The organism is Peterkaempfera podocarpi (assembly GCF_042466665.1).
GTDB classification, from domain to species: Bacteria; Actinomycetota; Actinomycetes; order Streptomycetales; family Streptomycetaceae; genus Peterkaempfera; species Peterkaempfera podocarpi.
In genome coordinates, this window is sequence record NZ_CP162102.1 from 1,742,711 (window position 1) to 1,762,181 (window position 19,471).

The 19,471-nt window shown below is 71.7% G+C and carries 18 protein-coding genes and 1 pseudogene; 2 read left to right on the forward strand and 17 right to left on the reverse strand.

What is annotated here, in order from left to right; genetic code table 11:
* Positions 1–86 precede the first annotated feature (86 nt).
* Complete coding sequence (locus AB0761_RS07690) at positions 87–725, forward strand: DUF4360 domain-containing protein (protein WP_377268218.1); 639 nt, start codon at positions 87–89, stop codon at positions 723–725.
* 64 nt (positions 726–789) lie between these two features.
* Here AB0761_RS07690 and metK read toward each other — a convergent pair whose 3' ends face one another.
* The 13 genes and pseudogenes from metK to pyrR all read right to left on the reverse strand — a co-directional run bounded on the left by metK (position 790) and on the right by pyrR (position 15,207).
* Complete coding sequence (gene metK / locus AB0761_RS07695) at positions 790–1,995, reverse strand: methionine adenosyltransferase (protein WP_377268219.1); 1,206 nt, start codon at positions 1,993–1,995, stop codon at positions 790–792.
* 194 nt (positions 1,996–2,189) lie between these two features.
* Positions 2,190–3,482, reverse strand: coding sequence for a bifunctional phosphopantothenoylcysteine decarboxylase/phosphopantothenate--cysteine ligase CoaBC (coaBC, locus tag AB0761_RS07700; protein ID WP_377268220.1), 1,293 nt, complete (start codon positions 3,480–3,482; stop codon positions 2,190–2,192).
* A 159-nt stretch (positions 3,483–3,641) separates the two neighbouring features.
* A complete protein-coding gene (gene rpoZ, locus AB0761_RS07705; protein ID WP_055591510.1) occupies positions 3,642–3,911 on the reverse strand; it encodes a DNA-directed RNA polymerase subunit omega in 270 nt (89 codons plus the stop codon).
* Between the two features lie 30 nt (positions 3,912–3,941).
* Complete coding sequence (gene gmk, locus AB0761_RS07710) at positions 3,942–4,499, reverse strand: guanylate kinase (RefSeq protein ID WP_377268221.1); 558 nt, start codon at positions 4,497–4,499, stop codon at positions 3,942–3,944.
* 55 nt (positions 4,500–4,554) lie between these two features.
* A complete protein-coding gene (gene mihF, locus AB0761_RS07715; protein WP_055588796.1) occupies positions 4,555–4,881 on the reverse strand; it encodes an integration host factor, actinobacterial type in 327 nt (108 codons plus the stop codon).
* A 254-nt stretch (positions 4,882–5,135) separates the two neighbouring features.
* A complete protein-coding gene (gene pyrF / locus AB0761_RS07720) occupies positions 5,136–5,846 on the reverse strand; it encodes an orotidine-5'-phosphate decarboxylase (RefSeq protein ID WP_377268222.1) in 711 nt (236 codons plus the stop codon).
* Positions 5,843–6,964, reverse strand: a complete 1,122-nt coding sequence (locus tag AB0761_RS07725; RefSeq protein ID WP_377268223.1) for a quinone-dependent dihydroorotate dehydrogenase — start codon at positions 6,962–6,964, stop codon at positions 5,843–5,845. The genes pyrF and AB0761_RS07725 overlap by 4 nt, the downstream gene beginning before the upstream one ends.
* A 239-nt stretch (positions 6,965–7,203) precedes the next feature.
* Positions 7,204–10,521: a carbamoyl-phosphate synthase large subunit gene (gene carB / locus AB0761_RS07730; protein ID WP_377268224.1), complete on the reverse strand. Its 3,318-nt coding sequence runs from the start codon at positions 10,519–10,521 to the stop codon at positions 7,204–7,206.
* Positions 10,514–11,677, reverse strand: a complete 1,164-nt coding sequence (gene carA, locus AB0761_RS07735) for a glutamine-hydrolyzing carbamoyl-phosphate synthase small subunit (protein WP_377268225.1) — start codon at positions 11,675–11,677, stop codon at positions 10,514–10,516. The genes carB and carA overlap by 8 nt, the downstream gene beginning before the upstream one ends.
* A complete protein-coding gene (locus tag AB0761_RS07740) occupies positions 11,674–12,261 on the reverse strand; it encodes a hypothetical protein (protein ID WP_377268226.1) in 588 nt (195 codons plus the stop codon). The genes carA and AB0761_RS07740 overlap by 4 nt, the downstream gene beginning before the upstream one ends.
* Positions 12,258–13,574, reverse strand: coding sequence for a dihydroorotase (locus AB0761_RS07745; protein WP_377268227.1), 1,317 nt, complete (start codon positions 13,572–13,574; stop codon positions 12,258–12,260). Before AB0761_RS07745 ends, AB0761_RS07740 begins: the two co-directional genes overlap by 4 nt.
* Positions 13,571–14,549, reverse strand: a pseudogene (locus AB0761_RS07750) (aspartate carbamoyltransferase catalytic subunit). The gene AB0761_RS07745 and the pseudogene AB0761_RS07750 overlap by 4 nt, the downstream one beginning before the upstream one ends.
* Positions 14,550–14,556: 7 nt before the next feature.
* Positions 14,557–15,207, reverse strand: a complete 651-nt coding sequence (gene pyrR / locus AB0761_RS07755; RefSeq protein WP_377268228.1) for a bifunctional pyr operon transcriptional regulator/uracil phosphoribosyltransferase PyrR — start codon at positions 15,205–15,207, stop codon at positions 14,557–14,559.
* 330 nt (positions 15,208–15,537) lie between these two features.
* Here pyrR and AB0761_RS07760 point away from each other — a divergent pair, with 330 nt between their 5' ends.
* The gene (locus tag AB0761_RS07760; protein WP_055588805.1) at positions 15,538–16,041 is read left to right on the forward strand and encodes a transcriptional regulator; all 504 of its coding nucleotides are present in this window, start codon (positions 15,538–15,540) and stop codon (positions 16,039–16,041) included.
* 282 nt (positions 16,042–16,323) lie between these two features.
* On the opposite strand, the gene nusB is transcribed toward AB0761_RS07760, so the two are convergent.
* The 4 genes from nusB to AB0761_RS07780 all read right to left on the reverse strand — a co-directional run bounded on the left by nusB (position 16,324) and on the right by AB0761_RS07780 (position 19,448).
* Positions 16,324–16,761: a transcription antitermination factor NusB gene (gene nusB, locus AB0761_RS07765; protein WP_377268229.1), complete on the reverse strand. Its 438-nt coding sequence runs from the start codon at positions 16,759–16,761 to the stop codon at positions 16,324–16,326.
* Between the two features lie 2 nt (positions 16,762–16,763).
* Complete coding sequence (gene efp, locus AB0761_RS07770; protein WP_377268230.1) at positions 16,764–17,330, reverse strand: elongation factor P; 567 nt, start codon at positions 17,328–17,330, stop codon at positions 16,764–16,766.
* 67 nt (positions 17,331–17,397) lie between these two features.
* Positions 17,398–18,504 carry a M24 family metallopeptidase gene (locus tag AB0761_RS07775; protein ID WP_377268231.1) on the reverse strand — a complete coding sequence of 369 codons (1,107 nt, stop codon included), beginning with the start codon at positions 18,502–18,504 and terminating at the stop codon, positions 17,398–17,400.
* Positions 18,505–18,626: 122 nt separating this feature from the next.
* A complete protein-coding gene (locus AB0761_RS07780) occupies positions 18,627–19,448 on the reverse strand; it encodes an AAA family ATPase (protein ID WP_377268232.1) in 822 nt (273 codons plus the stop codon).
* Positions 19,449–19,471 lie beyond the last annotated feature (23 nt).

Genomic DNA, 19,471 nt, shown 5'->3' on the forward strand with positions numbered 1-19,471 from the left:
GCTCTTTGCGCAATCACCGTGTCGTGCTGTCATTCAGTCAGCGTGCATATGTCATGCACACGCCAATCCCTGGGAAAGGGGCTCCCATGTACCGTGCGCTGGCTGCGGGGGCAGCGATCATCTCGCTGTTCACCGGCGGCTCCCCCTGGCACGGCTCCGACGGGCCGGCACCCACCGACCATGTGGTGATCGATGTGGCCACCGTGAACGGCTCGGGTTGCCCGTCCGGGACCGCAGCCGTGGCGGTGGCGCCCGACAACACCGCCTTCACCGTGACCTACAGCGCCTATCTGGCCCAGGTCGGGGTGGGCGCACAGCCCACCGACCTGCGCAAGAACTGCCAGCTCAACCTGTGGGTGCACGTCCCCCAGGGGTTCACCTACGCGATCGCCTCGGCGGACTACCGCGGCTACGCCCACCTGGAGGCCGGCGCCACCGCACAGGAGCGGGCCAACTACTACTTCCAGGGGCAGTCGGCCACCACCTACACGGTCCACCCGTTCAAGGGCCCGCTGGACACCGACTGGCAGGCCACCGACACCGCCGACATCGCCTCGCTGGTCTACGCCCCGTGCGGAGAGGAGCGACTCTTCAACATCAACACCGAACTGCGGGTGGGTGCGGGCAGCTCCGACACCGCGCACACCACCAGCTTCATGACGATGGACTCCACCGACGGCGACATCAGCACCACGTACCACTTCGCCTGGGAGCACTGCCCCTGACCGGGCCCGCAACACGGCGGCGGCCCCGCGACGATGTCGCGGGGCCGCCTGATGCACGGGTGGATCAGGCCTCGACGGCCTTCCTGAGCTCCTCGGCCCGGTCCGTGCGCTCCCAGGTGAAGTCCGGGATGTCACGGCCGAAGTGGCCATAGGCGGCAGTCTGCGAGTAGATCGGCCGCAGCAGGTCCAGATCGCGGATGATGGCGGCCGGGCGCAGGTCGAAGACCCGGGTCACCGCGGACTGGATGTCCGCGACCGGGACGGTCTCGGTGCCGAAGGTCTCCACGAACAGGCCGACCGGCTCGGCCTTGCCGATCGCATAGGCGACCTGGACCTCGGCGCGGCGGGCGAGGCCCGCGGCGACGATGTTCTTGGCCACCCAGCGCATGGCGTAGGCCGCCGAGCGGTCCACCTTGGACGGGTCCTTGCCCGAGAAGGCACCGCCACCGTGGCGGGCCATACCGCCGTAGGTGTCGATGATGATCTTGCGGCCGGTCAGGCCGGCGTCGCCCATCGGGCCGCCGATCTCGAACCGCCCCGTGGGGTTGACCAGCAGCCGGTAGCCCTCGGTGGCCAGCTCGATGCCGTCGGCGGCCAGCTTGGCCAGCTCGGGCTCCACCACGAACTCCCGGATGTCCGGGGCCAGCAGCGAGTCCAGGTCGATGTCGCTGGCGTGCTGCGAGGAGACCACGACGGTGTCCAGCCGGACCGGCCGGTCGCCGTCGTACTCGATGGTGACCTGGGTCTTGCCGTCCGGACGCAGGTAGGGGATGGTCCCGTTCTTGCGCACCTCGGACAGCCGGCGGGCCAGCCGGTGCGCCAGGGTGATCGGCAGCGGCATCAGCTCAGGCGTGTCGTCGCACGCGTAGCCGAACATCAGGCCCTGGTCGCCCGCGCCCTGGCGGTCCAGCTCGTCGTCGTCGCCCTCGACCCGGTTCTCGTAGGCGGTGTCGACGCCCTGGGCGATGTCCGGCGACTGGGAGCCGATGGACACCGAGACCCCGCAGGAGGCGCCGTCGAAGCCCTTCTTGGAGCTGTCGTAGCCGATCTCCAGGATCTTGTCCCGGACCAGCGTGGCGATCGGCGCATACGCCTTGGTGACCTCGCCGGCCACATGGACCTGGCCGGTGGTGATCATCGTCTCCACGGCCACCCGGGAGCCCGGGTCGTCCTTCAGGAGGGCGTCGAGGATGGTGTCGCTGATCTGGTCAGCGATCTTGTCGGGGTGTCCCTCGGTGACAGACTCCGAGGTGAACAGGCGGCGAGACACAGCGCTCCCTGGGGTTGCAGCGGCTGCTGACTGAACGCCCCCGGCGGGCCGGGGGCGTCCGGAAAGACTTCTGCGCCGAGTCTAACGGGGATGACCTGGCGAGGGGCAGGCAGTCTCGGGTGGTGGATAGCACAATCGGACGAATAAATAACCGGACGTAGGCATTCCGGCCCTGTCGCCCCTCCCACCCGGGATCACGCCAGACGCACCGCGACCAGATCCCAGACCACCTCGGCCAGAGCCTCCTTGGGCCCGTACGGCACCGGCGTGTCGCTGCCGTCCGCCCCGAGGACCACCGCCTCGTTGGTGTCCCCGCCGAACACCTTGCGCTCCCCCACCTCATTGACCACCAGCAGGTCGCAACCCTTGCGGGCGAGTTTGGCCCGGCCGTTGGCCAGCACGTCGTCGGTCTCCGCCGCAAAGCCGACCACCAGCTGGCCGGGCGCGGCCCGCCGCTCGGAGAGCTCGGCGAGGATGTCCGGGTTGCGCACCAGGGCCACCGGGGCGGGCTCATGGCCCTCCACCTTCTTGATCTTCCCGGTGGCGTACTGCGCCGGGCGGAAGTCGGCCACCGCGGCCGCCATCACCACCGCGTCCGCGTCGGCCGCGGCCTTGAGCGCCGCCTCGCGCAGCTCCACCGCGGTGGAGACCCGGACCACGTCCACCCCCGCGGGATCGGGCAGCTCGGTGTTGGCGGCCAGCAGGGTGACCCTGGCCCCCCGGGCGGCGGCGACGGCGGCCAGCGCATAGCCCTGCTTGCCCGAGGAACGGTTGCCGAGGAAGCGGACCGGATCCAGCGGCTCACGGGTGCCGCCGGCCGACACCACCACATGGCGGCCGGCCAGGTCGGCGACGGTGGCCCGGTCCCCGCGGGCCAGCACCCGGCGGCAGGTCTCGAAGATGGCCGCCGGGTCCGGCAGCCGGCCCTTTCCGGTGTCCACACCGGTCAGCCGGCCCACCGCGGGCTCGATCACGATCGCGCCGCGCCGGCGCAGCGTGGCGACGTTCTCCTGGGTGGCGGGGTGCTCCCACATCTCGGTGTGCATCGCCGGGGCGAAGACCACCGGACAGCGCGCGGTGAGCAGGGTGTTGGTGAGCAGGTCGTCGGCCATCCCATGGGCGGCCTTGGCCAGCAGGTCCGCGGTGGCGGGTGCCACCACGACCAGATCGGCGTGCTGCCCGATCCGCACATGGGGGACCTGGTGGACGCTCTCCCAGACCTCGGTCGCCACCGGCTGCCCGGAGAGCGCCGCCCAGGTCGCCTCGCCCACGAAGTGCAGGGCGGACGCGGTGGGCACCACGGTGGTCCGGTGGCCCGACTCGGTGAACCGGCGCAGCAGCTCGCAGGCCTTGTAGGCGGCGATGCCGCCGCTGACACCGAGGACAACACGCGGGGGCCCCGCCGTGTCCGCGGTGTCGCGCCGCTCCGGCTGTGCGTGCTCCTCCTGCTGCGCGTGCTCCTCCTGCTGCTCGGGGCGCCCGTTCATGCTGCTCAGCTCCGGCCTCTGGTGGGTCTGCAGGTCAGGCCACACTGTACGCGCGCGCACCGGCGGGGCAGCGGTCAGGCCGACCGGCCCCGGACATGCGGACGCCGCGGGCCGCCGGCGCTCCGGCAGCCCGCGGCGGACGTCCGCGGGGACGGCTGACTACTGGGCAGCCTCGATGGCCTCGGCGGTCAGCATGCCGGCGTTGATCTCGCGCAGCGCGATCGACAGCGGCTTCTCATGCACATGGGTGTCGACCAGCGGTCCGACGTACTCCAGCAGGCCCTCGCCGAGCTGGGAGTAGTAGGCGTTGATCTGCCGCGCGCGCTTCGCCGCGTAGATCACCAGGCTGTACTTCGAGTCGGTGGCCTCGAGCAGCTCGTCGATCGGCGGGTTGATGATGCCCTCGGGCGCGGTCATGGAAGAGGACACGCGAAAACCTTCCGAAAGGGTGGAGAACAGTCAGACTACGTTCATCAAGGCTAGCAGTTCGGCCGCGACCTGCTCGACGGAGGTGTTGACCAGGGTGACATCGAACTCCGACTCCGCCGCGAGCTCCACCCGGGCCGCCGCCAGCCGCTCCTCGATGACATCCTGCGGTTCGGTGCCGCGGCCGGTGAGCCTGCGCACCAGCTCGTCCCAGGACGGCGGGGCGAGGAAGACCAGCTGGGCGTCGGCCATGGACTCGCGGACCTGCCGGGCGCCCTGGAGGTCGATCTCCAGCAGCACCGGCTCGCCGCGCTCCAGGCGCTCCATGACCGGTCCGCGCGGGGTGCCGTAGCGGTTGCCCGCGAAGACGGCCCACTCCAGCAGCTCGCCGTTGGCCACCAGCTTGTCGAACTCGTCCTCGCCGGTGAAGAAGTACTGGACGCCGTGGCGCTCCCCCGGCCGCGGCCGACGCGTCGTCGCGGAGACGGAGAGCCAGACCTCCGGATATGCCTTGCGCAGATGAGCGACGACCGTGCTCTTGCCGACCCCTGAGGGGCCGGAGAGCACGGTCAGCCGCGGACGTTCACTCATGCACCGATTATCCCGGACGTCGGGCACTGCCCGACACCGGGACGGCTGCGGAGCCTCAGGAAGCGGCAGCGCCGCCGAACTCGCGCTCCAGGGAGGCGATCTGGTTCGAGCCGAGGCCGCGGACCCGGCGCGACTCGGAAATCCCGAGCCGCTCCATGATCTGCTTGGCGCGGACCTTGCCGACGCCCGGGAGGGACTCGAGCAGGGCGGAGACCTTCATCTTGCCGATGACGTCGTTCTCCTGGCCCTGCTTGATGACCTCGCTCAGCGAAGCACCGCTGTGCTTCAGCCGGTTCTTCACCTCGGCGCGCTCCCGGCGAGCCTCAGCGGCCTTGGCGAGCGCAGCAGCGCGCTGTTCAGGGGTAAGGGGCGGAAGTGCCACGCCGTTCACCTCAGGGTTCGAACGAATGGGATGCCTTGCATGTCGACCGCAGAGGAACCTAGCTGCTCTGACCTGCAGGAGCAACGAGAAACGCGCTCCTCTTACGACCTACCGCCGGAGACTACCCGTCCCAGAGGCCCACGTCAGGAGAAGAGAACGAAAAGTCCAGGTCAGCCGAGGCTGAGCGGAATATTTCCGGGCATATCAGCCCTACGGGGACCCTGGGTGTGACCACCCTCACTCCCTGTGAGGCCTCAGACCGACAGTGCCGCGGCGATGGCAGCGGCCGCCGCACCGGGGTCCGCGGCGCCCGTCAGGGGGCGGCCGATCACCAGCAGGTCGGCGCCGTCCGCGAGCGCCTGCTCGGGTGTGGCCACCCGGGTCTGGTCGCCCAGCGCCGCCCCGGCCGGACGGACACCGGGGGTGATCAGACGGATGTCGGGGCCCACCTCGGCCCGCACCGCGGCGACCTCGTGCGGCGAGCACACCAGCGCCCGGGCGCCGGCGGCCACCGAGAGCACCGAGAGCCTGCGCACCGCGTCCAGCGCCGGCCCGGCCAGGCCGATGTCACCCAGGTCCTGCTCGGACATCGAGGTGAGCACGGTGACCGCGGTGATCCGGGTCTGCGGCAGCGCCTCGGCGGCGGCGCGGATCATCGCGGTGCCACCCGTGGCGTGCACGGTGAGATAGGCCGGAGCCAGGCCGGCGACCGAACGGGCCGCTCCGGCCACGGTGTTGGGGATGTCGTGCAGCTTGAGGTCGAGGAAGAGGTCACGGCCGCCGCCGGCGCCCCGCACCCTGCGCACCGCGTCATGGCCGTGGGCCAGGTAGAGCTCCAGGCCGACCTTGAGGGTGGAGACATGCGGGCCGACCGCCTCGGCCCAGTGCAGGGCCGTGTCGAGGTCGGGGGCGTCCAGGGCGACGGCGATCGGAGCGGGGGCGATCGGAGCGGGGGCGATGGTCATCGGAGTCCTTGCTGGTCGTCTCGGAGGGAAGCGGTGGCACCCACGGCGTCGGCCAGGGTCGCGTGACCGCTGGCCCGCAGCCGGGCCGCGAGACCGCGGTGGATGTGCCGTGCCCAGAAGGGGCCCTGGTAGATGAAGCCGCTGTAGCCCTGCACCAGAGTCGCGCCGGCCAGGACGCGCTCCCAGGCGTCGTCGGCGGTCTCGACACCGCCGACGGCGACCAGGGTGAGCCGGCCGCCGGTCCGGACGTGCAGCCGGCGCAGCACCTCCAGCGAGCGCTGCTTCAGCGGGGCGCCGGAGAGGCCGCCCGCGCCCGCGGCCTCCACCACTGCCGGGTCGGTGCGCAGCCCGGTGCGGCCGATGGTGGTGTTGGTGGCGATGATTCCGTCCAGGCCCAGCTCCAGGGCCAGGTCGGCGACGGCGTCCACATCGGCGTCGGCCAGATCGGGGGCGATCTTGACCAGCAGCGGGACCCGGCGCTCGGTGGAGCGGTCGGCGGCCTCGCGGACAGCGGTCAGCAGCGGGCGGAGCTGGTCCACCGCCTGGAGGTTGCGCAGTCCGGGTGTGTTGGGCGAGCTCACATTGACGACGAGGTAGTCGGCGTGGCGGGCGAGTCGCTCGGTCGAGGTGACGTAGTCGGCCGCGGCTTCACTCTCCGGGACGACCTTGGTCTTGCCGATGTTGACGCCGACCAGGGTGGTGGAGCTGCGCGGACGGGCGGCGAGGCGGGCGGCGACCGCCGCGGAGCCCTCGTTGTTGAAGCCCATCCGGTTCACCAGGGCGCGGTCCTCGACCAGCCGGAAGAGCCGGGGAGCGGGGTTGCCGGGCTGTGCCTGGCCGGTGACGGTGCCGATCTCGACATGGTCGAAGCCGACCATGGCCAGCCCGTCGATGCCCACGGCGTTCTTGTCGAACCCGGCGGCCAGCCCGAACGGCCCGGGCATGTCCAGGCCGAGGGCCCTGGTCCGCAGGGCCGGGTCCTGCGGCGCCAGTACCCGGCGCACCAGGGCGCGCAGTCCGGGTACGGCGGAGACGGCGCGGATCCAGCCGAAGGCCAGATGGTGGGCCTTCTCCGGGTCCAGTCGGCGGAAGAGGAGGTCGAACAGCAGGCGGTACACGGAGGGCTCTCCTGAACTGGATGTGGCTTCGGGGTGACAGCCTCCACCGAGCACACCGGCACGGACCTGAGGCTGCGCCGTAAGAGCGCCCCCGTAAGGACCCGGGACGCGGGGAACCACCAGGACAGCCCTGCCCCTCCCCGGAGGGCCGGGCGCGCGGCACCCCGCCCGCCCGGGGGCGCGGCTGGGCGCCGCCGCCCCCGGGCGTGGCTGTCCGCGCGGTTCCCCGCGCCGACGGGTTACTGGCTGCTGCGCGCCGCGGTCAGCAGCGCGGCGTGCTCCTGGAGCGACATCACACCCACGTCGCCGCGGGTCAGCGCGTCGATGCCCTGGACCGCGGCACCCATCGCCTGCACGGTGGTCAGGCAGGGCACCCCGCGGGCGATGGCGGCGGTGCGGATCTCATAGCCGTCCAGCCGGCCCCCGGTGCCGAACGGGGTGTTGATGATGAGGTCCACCGCACCGTCGTGGATCAGCTGCACGATGGTCCGCTCGCCGCCTGGCCCCTCGCCCTCGCTGTGCTTGCGCACGATCGCGGAGGGGATGCCGTTGCGCCGCAGCACCTCGGCGGTGCCGGAGGTGGCGAGCAGCTCGAAGCCCAGCTCCACCAGCGCCCTGGCCGGGAAGACCAGGCTGCGCTTGTCACGGTTGGCGACCGAGACGAAGACCCGGCCCTTGAGCGGCAGCGCACCGTACGCACCGGCCTGGGACTTGGCGTAGGCCGTCCCGAAGACCGAGTCGATGCCCATGACCTCGCCGGTGGAGCGCATCTCGGGGCCGAGGACGGTGTCCACGCCGCGGCCGGAGGCGTCCCGGAAGCGGCTCCAGGGCATCACGGCCTCCTTGACCGCGACCGGGCACTCCAGCGGCAGGGTGCCGCCGTCGCCCTCGGCCGGCAGCAGGCCCTCGGCGCGCAGCTCGGCGATGGTGGCGCCGAGCGAGACCCGGGCGGCGGCCTTGGCCAGCGGTACCGCGGTGGCCTTGGAGGTGAAGGGCACCGTGCGCGAGGCGCGGGGGTTGGCCTCCAGGACGTAGAGGATGTCCCCGGCCAGCGCGAACTGGATGTTGATCAGACCGCGCACCCCGACACCGCGCGCGATGGCCTCGGTGGAGGCGCGCAGCCGCTTGATGTCATGGCCGCCGAGGGTGATCGGGGGCAGGGCGCAGGCGGAGTCGCCGGAGTGGATACCGGCCTCCTCGATGTGCTCCATGACGCCGCCGAGGTAGAGCTCGCTGCCGTCGTAGAGGGCGTCGACGTCGATCTCCACGGCGTCGTCGAGGAAGCGGTCCACCAGCACGGGGTGCTCGGAGATGAGGCCTGCGTGGCGCTCCAGGTACCCGGCGAGCGAGGGCTCGTCATAGACGATCTCCATGCCGCGGCCGCCCAGCACATAGGACGGCCGGACCAGCACCGGGTAGCCGATCTCGTCCGCGATGGCCTTGGCCTCGGCGAAGGAGAAGGCGGTGCCGTGCTTGGGCGCGGGCAGGCCGGCCTCGGTGAGGACCCGGCCGAAGGCGCCGCGCTCCTCCGCAAGGTGGATGGCCTCCGGCGGGGTGCCGACGATGGGCACGCCGTTGTCCTTGAGCGCCTGGGCGAGGCCCAGCGGGGTCTGGCCGCCGAGCTGGACCAGCACGCCCGCCACCGGTCCCGCCTGGGTCTCCGCATGGACGATCTCCAGGACGTCCTCCAGGGTGAGCGGCTCGAAGTACAGCCGGTCGGAGGTGTCGTAGTCGGTGGAGACGGTCTCGGGGTTGCAATTGACCATCACGGTCTCGTAGCCCGCGGCCGACAGTGCGAAGGAGGCGTGGACGCAGGAGTAGTCGAACTCGATGCCCTGGCCGATGCGGTTGGGGCCCGAGCCGAGGATGATCACGGCGGGCTTGGTCCGCGGCGCGACCTCGGTCTCCTCGTCGTAGGAGGAGTAGAAGTACGGCGTGCGTGCGGCGAACTCGGCGGCGCAGGTGTCGACGGTCTTGTACACCGGCCGGATGCCGAGGGCGTGCCGGACCTCGCGGATCACATCGGGTCCCAGCCCGCGGATCTCGCCGATCTGCAGGTCGGAGAAGCCGTGCCGCTTGGCGTGGCGCAGCAGCTCCGGGGTGAGCTCCTCGGCCTCGGCCAGCTCGGCGGCGATCTCGTCGAGCAGGAAGAGCTGGTCCACGAACCAGGGGTCGATCTTTGTGGCGTCGAAGACCTCCTCCGGGGTGGCCCCGGCGCGGATGGCCTGCATCACCGTGTTGATCCGGCCGTCGGTGGGGGTCTCCGCGATCCTCAGCAGCTCCTCCTTGGAGTCGCCGGGCTCACCCACCCAGGTGAACTGGGAGCCCTTCTTCTCCAGGGAGCGCAGCGCCTTGTTGAGCGCCTCGGGGAAGTTGCGGCCCAGCGCCATGGCCTCGCCGACCGACTTCATGGTGGTGGTGAGGGTGGCGTCGGCGGAGGGGAACTTCTCGAAGGCGAAGCGGGGCACCTTGACCACGACGTAGTCGAGCGTGGGCTCGAAGGAGGCCGGGGTCTGCTCGGTGATGTCGTTGGGGATCTCGTCCAGGGTGTAGCCGACGGCCAGCTTGGCGGCGATCTTGGCGATCGGGAATCCGGTCGCCTTGGAGGCCAGCGCCGAGGATCGGGAGACCCGGGGGTTCATCTCGATGACGATGACCCGGCCGTCCACGGGGTCGACGGCGAACTGGATGTTGCAGCCACCGGTGTCCACGCCGACCTCGCGGATCACCGCGATGCCGATGTCGCGCAGCACCTGGTACTCGCGGTCGGTGAGGGTCATCGCCGGGGCGACGGTGATGGAGTCGCCGGTGTGGACGCCCATCGGGTCGAAGTTCTCGATGGAGCAGACGACCACGACGTTGTCGTGCTTGTCGCGCATCAGCTCCAGCTCGTACTCCTTCCAGCCGAGGATGGACTCCTCCAGGAGCACCTCGGTGGTCGGCGAGAGGGCCAGGCCCTGGCCGGCGATGCGGCGCAGCTCCTCCTCGTCGTGGGCGAAGCCGGAGCCGGCGCCGCCCATGGTGAAGGAGGGGCGCACGACCACGGGGTAGCCGCCGAGGGTGTCCACCCCGGCGAGGATCTCGTCCATGGTGTGGCAGATGACCGAGCGGGCCGACTCACCATGGCCGATCTTCGCCTTGACGGCCTCCACCACGCCCTTGAAGCGGTCGCGGTCCTCGCCCTTCTCGATGGCGTCGATGTTGGCGCCGATCAGCTCGACGCCGTAGCGCTCCAGGACACCGTTCTTGGCGAGCGCCACGGCGGCGTTCAGTGCGGTCTGGCCGCCGAGGGTGGGCAGGAGGGCGTCGGGGCGCTCCTTGGCGATGATCTTCTCGACGAACTCCGGGGTGATCGGCTCGACATAGGTGGCGTCGGCGATCTCCGGGTCGGTCATGATGGTCGCGGGGTTGGAGTTCACCAGGACCACGCGCAGGCCCTCGGCCTTGAGCACCCGGCAGGCCTGGGTGCCCGAGTAGTCGAACTCGGCCGCCTGGCCGATGACGATCGGGCCGGAGCCGATGACCAGGACGGACTGGATGTCGGTGCGCTTAGGCACGCTGGCCCTCCATGAGCTTCACGAAGCGGTCGAACAGGTAGGCGGCGTCGTGCGGGCCGGCTGCCGCTTCGGGGTGGTACTGGACGCTGAAGGCGGGTGTGTCGAGCAGGTTCAGGCCCTCGACCACATCGTCGTTGAGGCAGACGTGGGAGACCTCGACGCGGCCGTAGGGGGTGTCGCTCACCCGGTCGAGCGGTGCGTCCACGGCGAAGCCGTGGTTGTGCGCGGTGACCTCCACCTTGCCGGTGGCGCGGTCCTGCACCGGCTGGTTGATCCCGCGGTGGCCGTACTTCAGCTTGTAGGTGCCGAAGCCCACCGCACGGCCCAGGAGCTGGTTGCCGAAGCAGATGCCGAAGAGCGGGGTCTTCCGCTCCAGGACGCCGCGGACCACGGTGAGGTCGGCGGTGGCCGGGTCGCCCGGCCCGTTGGACAGGAAGACGCCGTCCGGGTTCACCGCGTAGACGTCGTCCAGGGTGGCGGTGGCGGGCAGCACATGGACCTCGATGCCGCGCTCGGCCATCCGCTGCGGCGTCATCGCCTTGATGCCCAGGTCCAGGGCGGCGACGGTGAAGCGCTTGGTGCCCACCGCGGGGACCACATAGGCGGCGGTGGTGGCGACCTCCGAGGAGAGGTCGGCGCCGGTCATCTCGGGTGCCTGCTGCACCCTGGCCAGCAGTGCGGCCTCGTCGGCCAGCGCCTCACCGGAGAAGATCCCGACCCGCATCGCCCCGCGCTCGCGCAGGTGGCGGGTGAGGGCCCGGGTGTCGATGCCGCTGATGCCCACGATGCCCTGGGCGGTCAGCTCCTCGTCCAGCGACCGCACCGAGCGCCAGTTGGAGGGCACCCGGGCGGGGTCGCGCACCACATAGCCGGCCACCCAGATCCGGGCGGACTCCGGGTCGTCGTCATTGACACCGGTGTTGCCGATGTGCGGCGAGGTCATCACCACCACCTGGCGGTGGTAGGAGGGGTCGGTGAGGGTCTCCTGGTAGCCGGTCATACCGGTGTTGAAGACCGCCTCGCCGAAGGTCTCGCCGACGGCGCCGTACGCCTGGCCCCGGAAGGTACGCCCGTCCTCGAGGACCAGGACGGCGGGAACGCGTTCCCGGCGGGCGGCCCTGGGCCGCGTCGTCGTGGTGGGGGCGGGTGCGGTCATGACGTGCCTTCCGTGGGGTTGTTGCGTGCTGCGGCGGGGCCTGCGGCGATCCGTTCGATCGCCGCGACCCACGCGGGGTGCTGATCGGGGTGGTCGGCGCGGAAACCGGAGTCCAGCTCCTGGTCGCCGTGGCGCCAGGTGACCACCAGCAGTCCCGAGGGGACGACCTTCCCGGCGATGCCCGAGTCGGTGCGGGCACCGGCCAGGGCGCCGGCGGGGATCCACAGGTCGCCGACGCCGGGGCGGCGGGCGAGCAGGCCGTGCTCGGTGAGGGTGAGCTCCGCGAGGCTGCGGGCACCCAGGCCGTGGGCGACGATCCGGTCGAGCCAGTGGCCCGCGGTGGTGGTGCCGTGGTAGCGCCCGGTGGCGCTGAGCAGGACGGGTCCGGGGTCGGCCGGCGGCTCGGGCAGCGGCGGCAGGTCGGACTGGAGGGTGGCCCGCCACTTCCAGCCCTGCCGCATCAGCCAGTAGACCAGGACCACCAGCAGGATCAGCCCGACGGACCAGCCGATGTAGTCACCCCAGTGCTGGACCGGCGCGGAGTGCGGCTGCTCGGCCAGCAGAGCGAGCGGTGCGCCGGTCACGCGACGGCTCCGGCGACCGTCTCCGGTGCCACCGGCTCCCCGTCGAGCACCGTGGGCACCCCTCGCAGGAAGGTGGCACGGACCTGTCCGGGCAGGTCCAGGCCCCGGTAGGGGGTGTTGCGGCTGCGGGTGGCGAAGGACTCGGGGATCACGGTTCCACGGTACGCGGGATCGACCAGCACCAGATTGGCCGGCTCACCCGGCGAGACGGGCCTGCCGTGGCCGGTCAGCCTGCCGATCCGGGCCGGGCGGAAGGACATCCGGTCGGCCACGCCCTGCCAGTCCATCAGCCCGGTGTCGACCATGGTGTGCTGGACCACCGAGAGGGCGGTCTCCAGGCCGACCATGCCCATGGCCGCGACGGCCCACTCGCAGTCCTTGTCCTCGGCCGGGTGCGGGGCGTGGTCGGTGGCGACGGCGTCGATGGTGCCGTCGGCCAGCGCCTCGCGCAGCGCCATCACATCGGCCTCGGTGCGCAGCGGCGGGTTGACCTTGTAGACGGGGTCGTAGGAGCGGACCAGCTCGTCGGTGAGCAGCAGATGGTGCGGGGTGACCTCGGCGGTGACGTCCCAGCCCTTGGCCTTGGCCCAGCGGATGATCTCCACGGAGCCGGCCGTGGAGACATGGCAGACGTGCAGCCGGGAGCCGACGTGGGCGGCCAGCAGCACATCGCGGGCGATGATCGCCTCCTCGGCGACGGCGGGCCAGCCGGCCAGGCCGATCTCTCCGGAGACGGTGCCCTCGTTCATCTGGGCGCCCTCGGTGAGGCGGGGCTCCTGGGCGTGCTGGGCGATGACGCCGTCGAAGGCCTTCACATACTCCAGGGCGCGGCGCATGATCACCGCGTCGTCCACGCACTTGCCGTCGTCGGAGAAGACCCGCACGCCGGCGGCGGAGTCGTGCATGGCGCCCAGCTCGGCGAGCTTCTTGCCCTCCAGGCCGATGGTGACGGCGCCGACCGGCTGCACATCGCAGTAGCCGGAGGCGCGGCCGAGCCGCCAGACCTGCTCGACGACGCCGGCGGTGTCGGCGACCGGGAAGGTGTTGGCCATGGCGTGGACGGCGGTGTAGCCGCCGCGGGCCGCGGCGCGGGTGCCGGTGTGGACGGTCTCGGCGTCCTCCCGGCCGGGCTCGCGCAGGTGGGTGTGGAGGTCGACCAGGCCGGGCAGCAGGACCAGTCCGGTGGCGTCCAGCTCCACGGCGCCCTCGGCGCTCAGGCCGGTGCCGATCTCCCGGACGACGCCGTCGGCGATCAGCACATCCTGGGGGTCTCCGCCGAGGAGGCTTGCGTTCCTGATGAGGCGGGTGGTCACTTGGTGCTCTCCTCGGCGTCGGTGCGGGTGGGGTGGTCGGCAAGGGTGGCGCCGCCGAGCAGCAGGTAGAGGACGGCCATCCGTACGGAGACGCCGTTGGCGACCTGCTCGACCACGGTGCAGCGGGGCGAGTCGGCGACCTCCGCGGTGATCTCCATACCGCGCACCATCGGGCCGGGGTGCATCACGATGGCGTGCTCCGGCAGGGCGCCCATCCGCAGCGCGTCCAGGCCGTAGCGGCGGGAGTACGCGCTCGGTGGGGAAGAAGGCGGCGTTCATCCGCTCGCGCTGGACCCGCAGCATCATCAGGGCGTCGGTCTTGGCCAGAACCGAGTCCAGGTCGTAGGAGACCTCGCAGGGCCAGCTCTCCACGCCGATGGGCACCAGGGTCGGCGGGGCGACCAGGGTGACCTGGGCGCCGAGGGTGGCCAGCAGCAGCACATTGGAACGGGCGACCCTGCTGTGCAGAATGTCGCCGACGATGGTGACCCGCCGGCCGGACAGGTCGCGGCCGAGGCCGGGGGCCAGATGGCGGCGCATGGTGAAGGCGTCGAGCAGCGCCTGGGTGGGGTGCTCATGGGTGCCGTCACCGGCGTTGATCACGGAGCCGTGCAGCCAGTCGGACTCGGCGAGCCGCAGCGGGGCGCCGGAGGCGCTGTGCCGGATGACCACGGCGTCGGCGCCCATGGCCTGCAGGGTCAGGGCGGTGTCCTTGAGGGACTCGCCCTTGGAGACCGAGGAGCCCTTGGCCGAGAAGTTGATGACGTCCGCGGAGAGCCGCTTCTCCGCGACCTCGAAGGAGGTGCGGGTGCGGGTGGAGTCCTCGAAGAAGAGGTTGACGACGGTGCGGCCGCGCAGTGTCGGGAGCTTCTTGACGGCGCGGGCGGAGACCTGGGCCATCTCCTCGGCGGTGTCGAGGATGAGCAGCGCGTCGTCGTGGGAGAGGTCGGCGGCGGAGACGAGGTGACGCTTCACGCGGGGTTCACTCCGGGAGGTGCGGTTCGGACGGCTGCTCGGCATCGGCGGACTGCTCCTCGGCGGCGAGCGCCTGGGAGGAGCGGGCGGCGTAGTCGCGGTCGCCGACCAGGACGGCGTCGCCGCCGTCGATCTCGGCGAGCTGGACCTTGACGGCCTCGCGCAGCGAGGTGGGCAGGTTCTTGCCCACGTAGTCGGCGCGGATCGGCAGCTCCCGGTGGCCGCGGTCGACCAGTACGGCGAGCTGCACGGCGCGCGGCCGTCCGATGTCGTTGAGTGCGTCCAGGGCGGCGCGGATGGTCCGGCCGGAGAAGAGCACGTCGTCGACGAGGACGACGAGGCGGCCGTCGATGCCGCCGGGCGGGATCTCGGTGTGCTCCAGCGCCCTGGCGGGCTTCAGGCGCAGATCGTCCCGGTACATGGTGATGTCGAGAGCGCCCAGCGGGATGTCCCGGCCGGTGATGGCCGTGAGCCTGGCGCGGAGCCGGCGGGCGAGGTGGACACCGCGGGTGTGGATGCCGAGCAGGACGACGTCCTCCGCGCCCTTGGCGCGCTCGACGATCTCATGGGCGATGCGGGTGACCACCCGCGCGATGTCGGACTGGTCGAGCACCTGGTGGGGGGCGCGCGGAGCGACGCCCTCGTCATATGCGGTCATGCCGAAGCGGACCTCCTTCCCCGCCTCACAGGACGGGCCTTAAAGGATGTCTGGTTATGGCCTTCCCCTTGCGCGGACAGGCCGTGTCCCACCTTACCAGGGGGATGATCCAGGCCCCGGACCGGCGCCCTCCGGTCGGCGAAACCCGCAGCTCAGACCGGAGCGGCGGGGCACGTCACCGCCACCTTCCAGCACATTCGCACGGGTGCCCCATTCGGCTTGACGAACGCACATTACTCTGCGTAACCTCACAGTGAGTTACGGACCGGGCGTTGAACGGGCCAGCCGTACCGGTCAGTCACATCTCGCTAATCTCGTCCGGGGAGACCAATGTCCAGCGACTACGCGAAACAGCTCGGGGGCAAGCTCCGCGCGATCCGCACCCAGCAGGGCCTCTCACTGCACGGTGTCGAGGAGAAGTCCCAGGGGCGCTGGAAGGCCGTGGTGGTCGGGTCGTACGAGCGCGGCGACCGCGCCGTGACCGTGCAGCGCCTGGCCGAACTCGCCGAGTTCTACGGTGTGCCGGTGCAGGAGCTGCTCCCCGGCAGCACCCCCGGCGGCGCCGCCGAGCCGCCGCCGCGCCTGGTGCTCGACCTGGAGCGCCTGGCCCAGGTGCCGTCGGAGAAGGCCGGTCCGCTGCAGCGCTATGCGGCGACCATCCAGAGCCAGCGCGGCGACTACAACGGCAAGGTGCTGTCGATCCGGCAGGACGACCTGCGCACCCTCGCGGTGATCTACGACCAGTCGCCGTCGATCCTCACCGAGCAGCTGATCAGCTGGGGAGTGCTCAACCCCGACGCACGGCGCGCCGTGCGCGAGGACGACTCCGTCTGACCACGGCGCTCGACCGCAGCCCGACCTCGGCGGCCGGGGCGGCACCGCAGTACCACTGCGGGCCGCCCCGGCCGTTCCGCTTCTCCGTGACACCAGCTCCGGCGACACCAGCTCCGGCGACACCAGCACCGGCGGCACCAGCTCCGGCGACACCGCTTCGGCGACACCTCTCCGGGGGCCGGTCCGCCGGGGACGGGAGGTCTCACGCCCCACCAGCCCGAAGGCCCGGGACGGCACCCTCGCGGGGTGCCGTCCCGGGCCTTCGGTGCCCCTCGGCCGCTCTCAGCGGCGAAGGGACGGCTTGAGCTCCTTGAGCCGGCCCAGCAGACCGTTGACGAACGCCGGGGACTCGTCGGTGGAGAACTCCTTGGCGATCTCGACCGCCTCGTCCAGGACGACGGCGTCGGGGACGTCGTCCTCCCAGATCAGCTCATAGGCGCCGAGCCGCAGGATGTTGCGGTCCGCGATCGGCATCCGGTCCAGCGTCCAGCCGACCGCATAGCCGGCGATGAGCTCGTCGATCCGCACAGCGTGCTGCGCGTACCCCTCGACCAGCTGCATCGTGTACTCGCCCACCTGAGGGACGCCCTCGTCAGGCTTGGGCTCCCTCGCGCGGCGCACCCAGTCGGCGAGGACGCCCTGCGGGTCGACGCCCCGGTGGTCGGCCTCGAAGAGGATCTGGAAGGCGCGCTTGCGGGCCTTGCTGCGTGCTGCGGACACGGTTAGCTGTTCACCCGGCCGAGGTAGCCGCCGTCGCGAGTGTCGACCTTGACCTTCTCACCGGTGGTGATGAAGAGCGGCACAGCGATCTCGTAGCCGGTCTCCAGGCGGGCCGGCTTGGTGCCGCCGGTCGAGCGGTCGCCCTGGACGCCCGGCTCGGTGTACTCGATGACCAGCTCGACGGAGGCGGGGAGCTCCACATAGAGCGCCGAGCCCTCGTAGATCGCCACGACGGCCTCGAAGCCCTCGAGGAGGTAGTTGGCGGCGTCGCCGACCACCTCGGGCGTGATCGGCATCTGCTCGTAGGTGTCCGTGTCCATGAACACGAAGTCCGAGCCGTCCTTGTAGGAGAACTGCATGCCGCGCTTGTCCACGGTGGCGGTCTCCACCTTGGTGCCGGCGTTGAAGGTCTTGTCGACGACCTTGCCGGAGAGCACGTGCTTGAGCTTGGTGCGGACGAAGGCGCCGCCCTTGCCGGGCTTGACGTGCTGGAACTCGACGACGGACCAGAGCTGGCCATTGTCGAGCTTGAGCACCATGCCGTTCTTGAGGTCGTTCGTGGTCGCCACGGTCGCACTAACTCCTGCATATAGCTGTCAAGGAACCAAGGGCGTGTGACCTGCGGACCCCGGGGGGTCACAGGGCGAGGAGCTCCTTGGTGGTGATGGTGAGCAACTCGGGACCGCCCTCCCCAAGGGGGCGGACGACGAGTGTGTCCTCGATCCGGACACCGCCCCGGCCCGGGAGGTGAACCCCTGGACCGACGGTGACCGGCACACGAGCCTCCAGTTTACCCATGTCTCCCGGCCCGAGTCGCGGCTCCTCCGCGATCTCCAGCCCTGTGCCGTGCCCGACCGGCCTCGGCGTGGCCTCCGTATGGCCTGCGGCCTGGAGGACCTCCCGTACCGCGCGGTCCGCCTCCTGGCACAGGGTGCCCGGCTGCAGCGCCTCCCGGCCGGCCCGCTGCGCGGCGAAGACCACCGCGTGCAGATCGATCTGCCACTGGGCCGGCGCGGTGCCGATCACAAAGGTACGGGCGGCCGAGGCGCCGTAGCCGCGGTAGCGGGCGCCCAGGGCGACGGTGAGGAAGTCGCCCTCCTCCACCCGGCGGTCTGTGGGCCGGTGCCCGGCGATCCCCGCATGGGTGCCGGTGCCGATGGAGACGGGGAAGGCCGCCCGGTCCGCGCCGTGGTCCACCATCCGCCGTTCCAGCTCCATCGCCAGATGTCGCTCGGTACGGCCCACCAGGATGGACTCCAGCAGTTCGCCCAGCGCCTGGTCGGCGATCTCGGCGGAGATCCGCAGCGCGGTGATCTCGTCCTCGTCCTTGACCAGCCGCAGCTGCTCCACCGCCCGGTCGAGGTCGATCACGCGCGCCGGAACCGCGGCCCCGGTGACCAGACGATGCCGGGCCACCGTCAGATCGTGCTCCTCGACGCCCAGGGTCCCGGCCCGGTACCGGGCCGCCGCCGCGGCGGCGGCGGCCGCCGGATCGGTGCCGGGCGGCACCTCCAGCCGCTGTATCTCGTCCGGCGGCGGGAACTGCTGGTCCGGATCGCGTGGGCTGTCCTCCGGTAGGGCGAGCACCGCCCGGTCACGGGTGAGCAGCAGGGCTGCCCCGTCCGGTTCGACACCCGTCAGATACCGCACATTCGCCGGGCGGGTCACCAGCACGGCGTCGGCGGCCAGGGCCCCGCACCGCTCCCGGAGGCGCTCACGGCGGGCTGCGTGCACATCGGCCATGCTCGCAGCGTACGTGTGTTCGGCAGGCTCGGCCTGTTGTGCGAGTGCACCCCGGTGCGCCCCGCGGGGCCACCCGCCGGCCGCGTCCCCGACCCCACGGATGAGTACCCCGACCTCACGGGTCAGTACGGGTGGCCGGCGAGCCGGGCCGCGACCACCCGGTCGAGCTCGGCGGCGGTGGCCGGGACGTCCAGCCGGCTGTTGTCGATGATGGGCAGCCCCGAGTTGTACCAGCCGGCCATCCGGCCGTGGATACGGGCCACCTCCTCGTCGGCGAGCCTGCGGGTCCCGCTGCGCCGGGCGTTGCGGGCCAGCACCGACTCCAGACCGGGGAGCAGCACCACGGGGATCATCCCCGGGCCGATGTGCCGCTTCCAGCCGCCCAGGCCGATGGCCGGGCGGTCGGGGAAGACCGCGTCGTCGATGATGCAGGAGATGCCGTTGGCCAGGTAGTTGCGGCAGGCGAAGCCGCAGGTCCGGCGGGCCAGCCGGTACTGCGCCTCGGAGGCGTCGTTCCAGCCGGACTGGGGGTTGGCGAAGCCCGAGCGCACCCACTCGCGTACGTCGTCCAGGCTGATGTGCGCGGTCGGCGCGGGGCGCAGCTCGGCCCAGTGCCGGGCGACGGTGGTCTTGCCCGCGCCCGCCGGGCCGATCAGCAGGACTGCGAGCGGCCCCTGGTGGGTCTGCGGATGCTGCCGGCCGACCGGGGCGGGGAGCTGTGCCCGGGTGCCCGGCGGCAGCGGGAAGTGTCCGGTGGCGCCCGTCGGCGCGGGGGCGTGCGGGGGCGGCGGCTGGACCATCGGGGGCGGCGGCGGATGCTGGGGCCCCGGCCAGCCGGCACCGGGCGGCCCCGGCGGATAGGGCGGCCGGCCCGGCGGCGGTACCGCCCCGTAGGGCGAGGGCGGATGGGGGGGCGGTGGCGCTCCCTGGGCGTGCTGCGTCACATACACCTCCAGGCGCGGACAAT

Coding starts and splice junctions, on each gene's coding strand:
- AB0761_RS07775 (WP_377268231.1), bottom strand. CDS start 18,504: ATGGCCGATGTGCACGCAGCCCGCCGTGAGCGCCTCCGGGAGCGGTGC.
- gmk (WP_377268221.1), bottom strand. CDS start 4,499: ATGAGTGAACGTCCGCGGCTGACCGTGCTCTCCGGCCCCTCAGGGGTC.
- pyrF (WP_377268222.1), bottom strand. CDS start 5,846: ATGACCATCGCCCCCGCTCCGATCGCCCCCGCTCCGATCGCCGTCGCC.
- pyrR (WP_377268228.1), bottom strand. CDS start 15,207: ATGACCGCATATGACGAGGGCGTCGCTCCGCGCGCCCCCCACCAGGTG.
- carA (WP_377268225.1), bottom strand. CDS start 11,677: ATGACCGCACCCGCCCCCACCACGACGACGCGGCCCAGGGCCGCCCGC.
- AB0761_RS07760 (WP_055588805.1), top strand. CDS start 15,538: ATGTCCAGCGACTACGCGAAACAGCTCGGGGGCAAGCTCCGCGCGATC.
- coaBC (WP_377268220.1), bottom strand. CDS start 3,482: ATGAACGGGCGCCCCGAGCAGCAGGAGGAGCACGCGCAGCAGGAGGAG.
- AB0761_RS07690 (WP_377268218.1), top strand. CDS start 87: ATGTACCGTGCGCTGGCTGCGGGGGCAGCGATCATCTCGCTGTTCACC.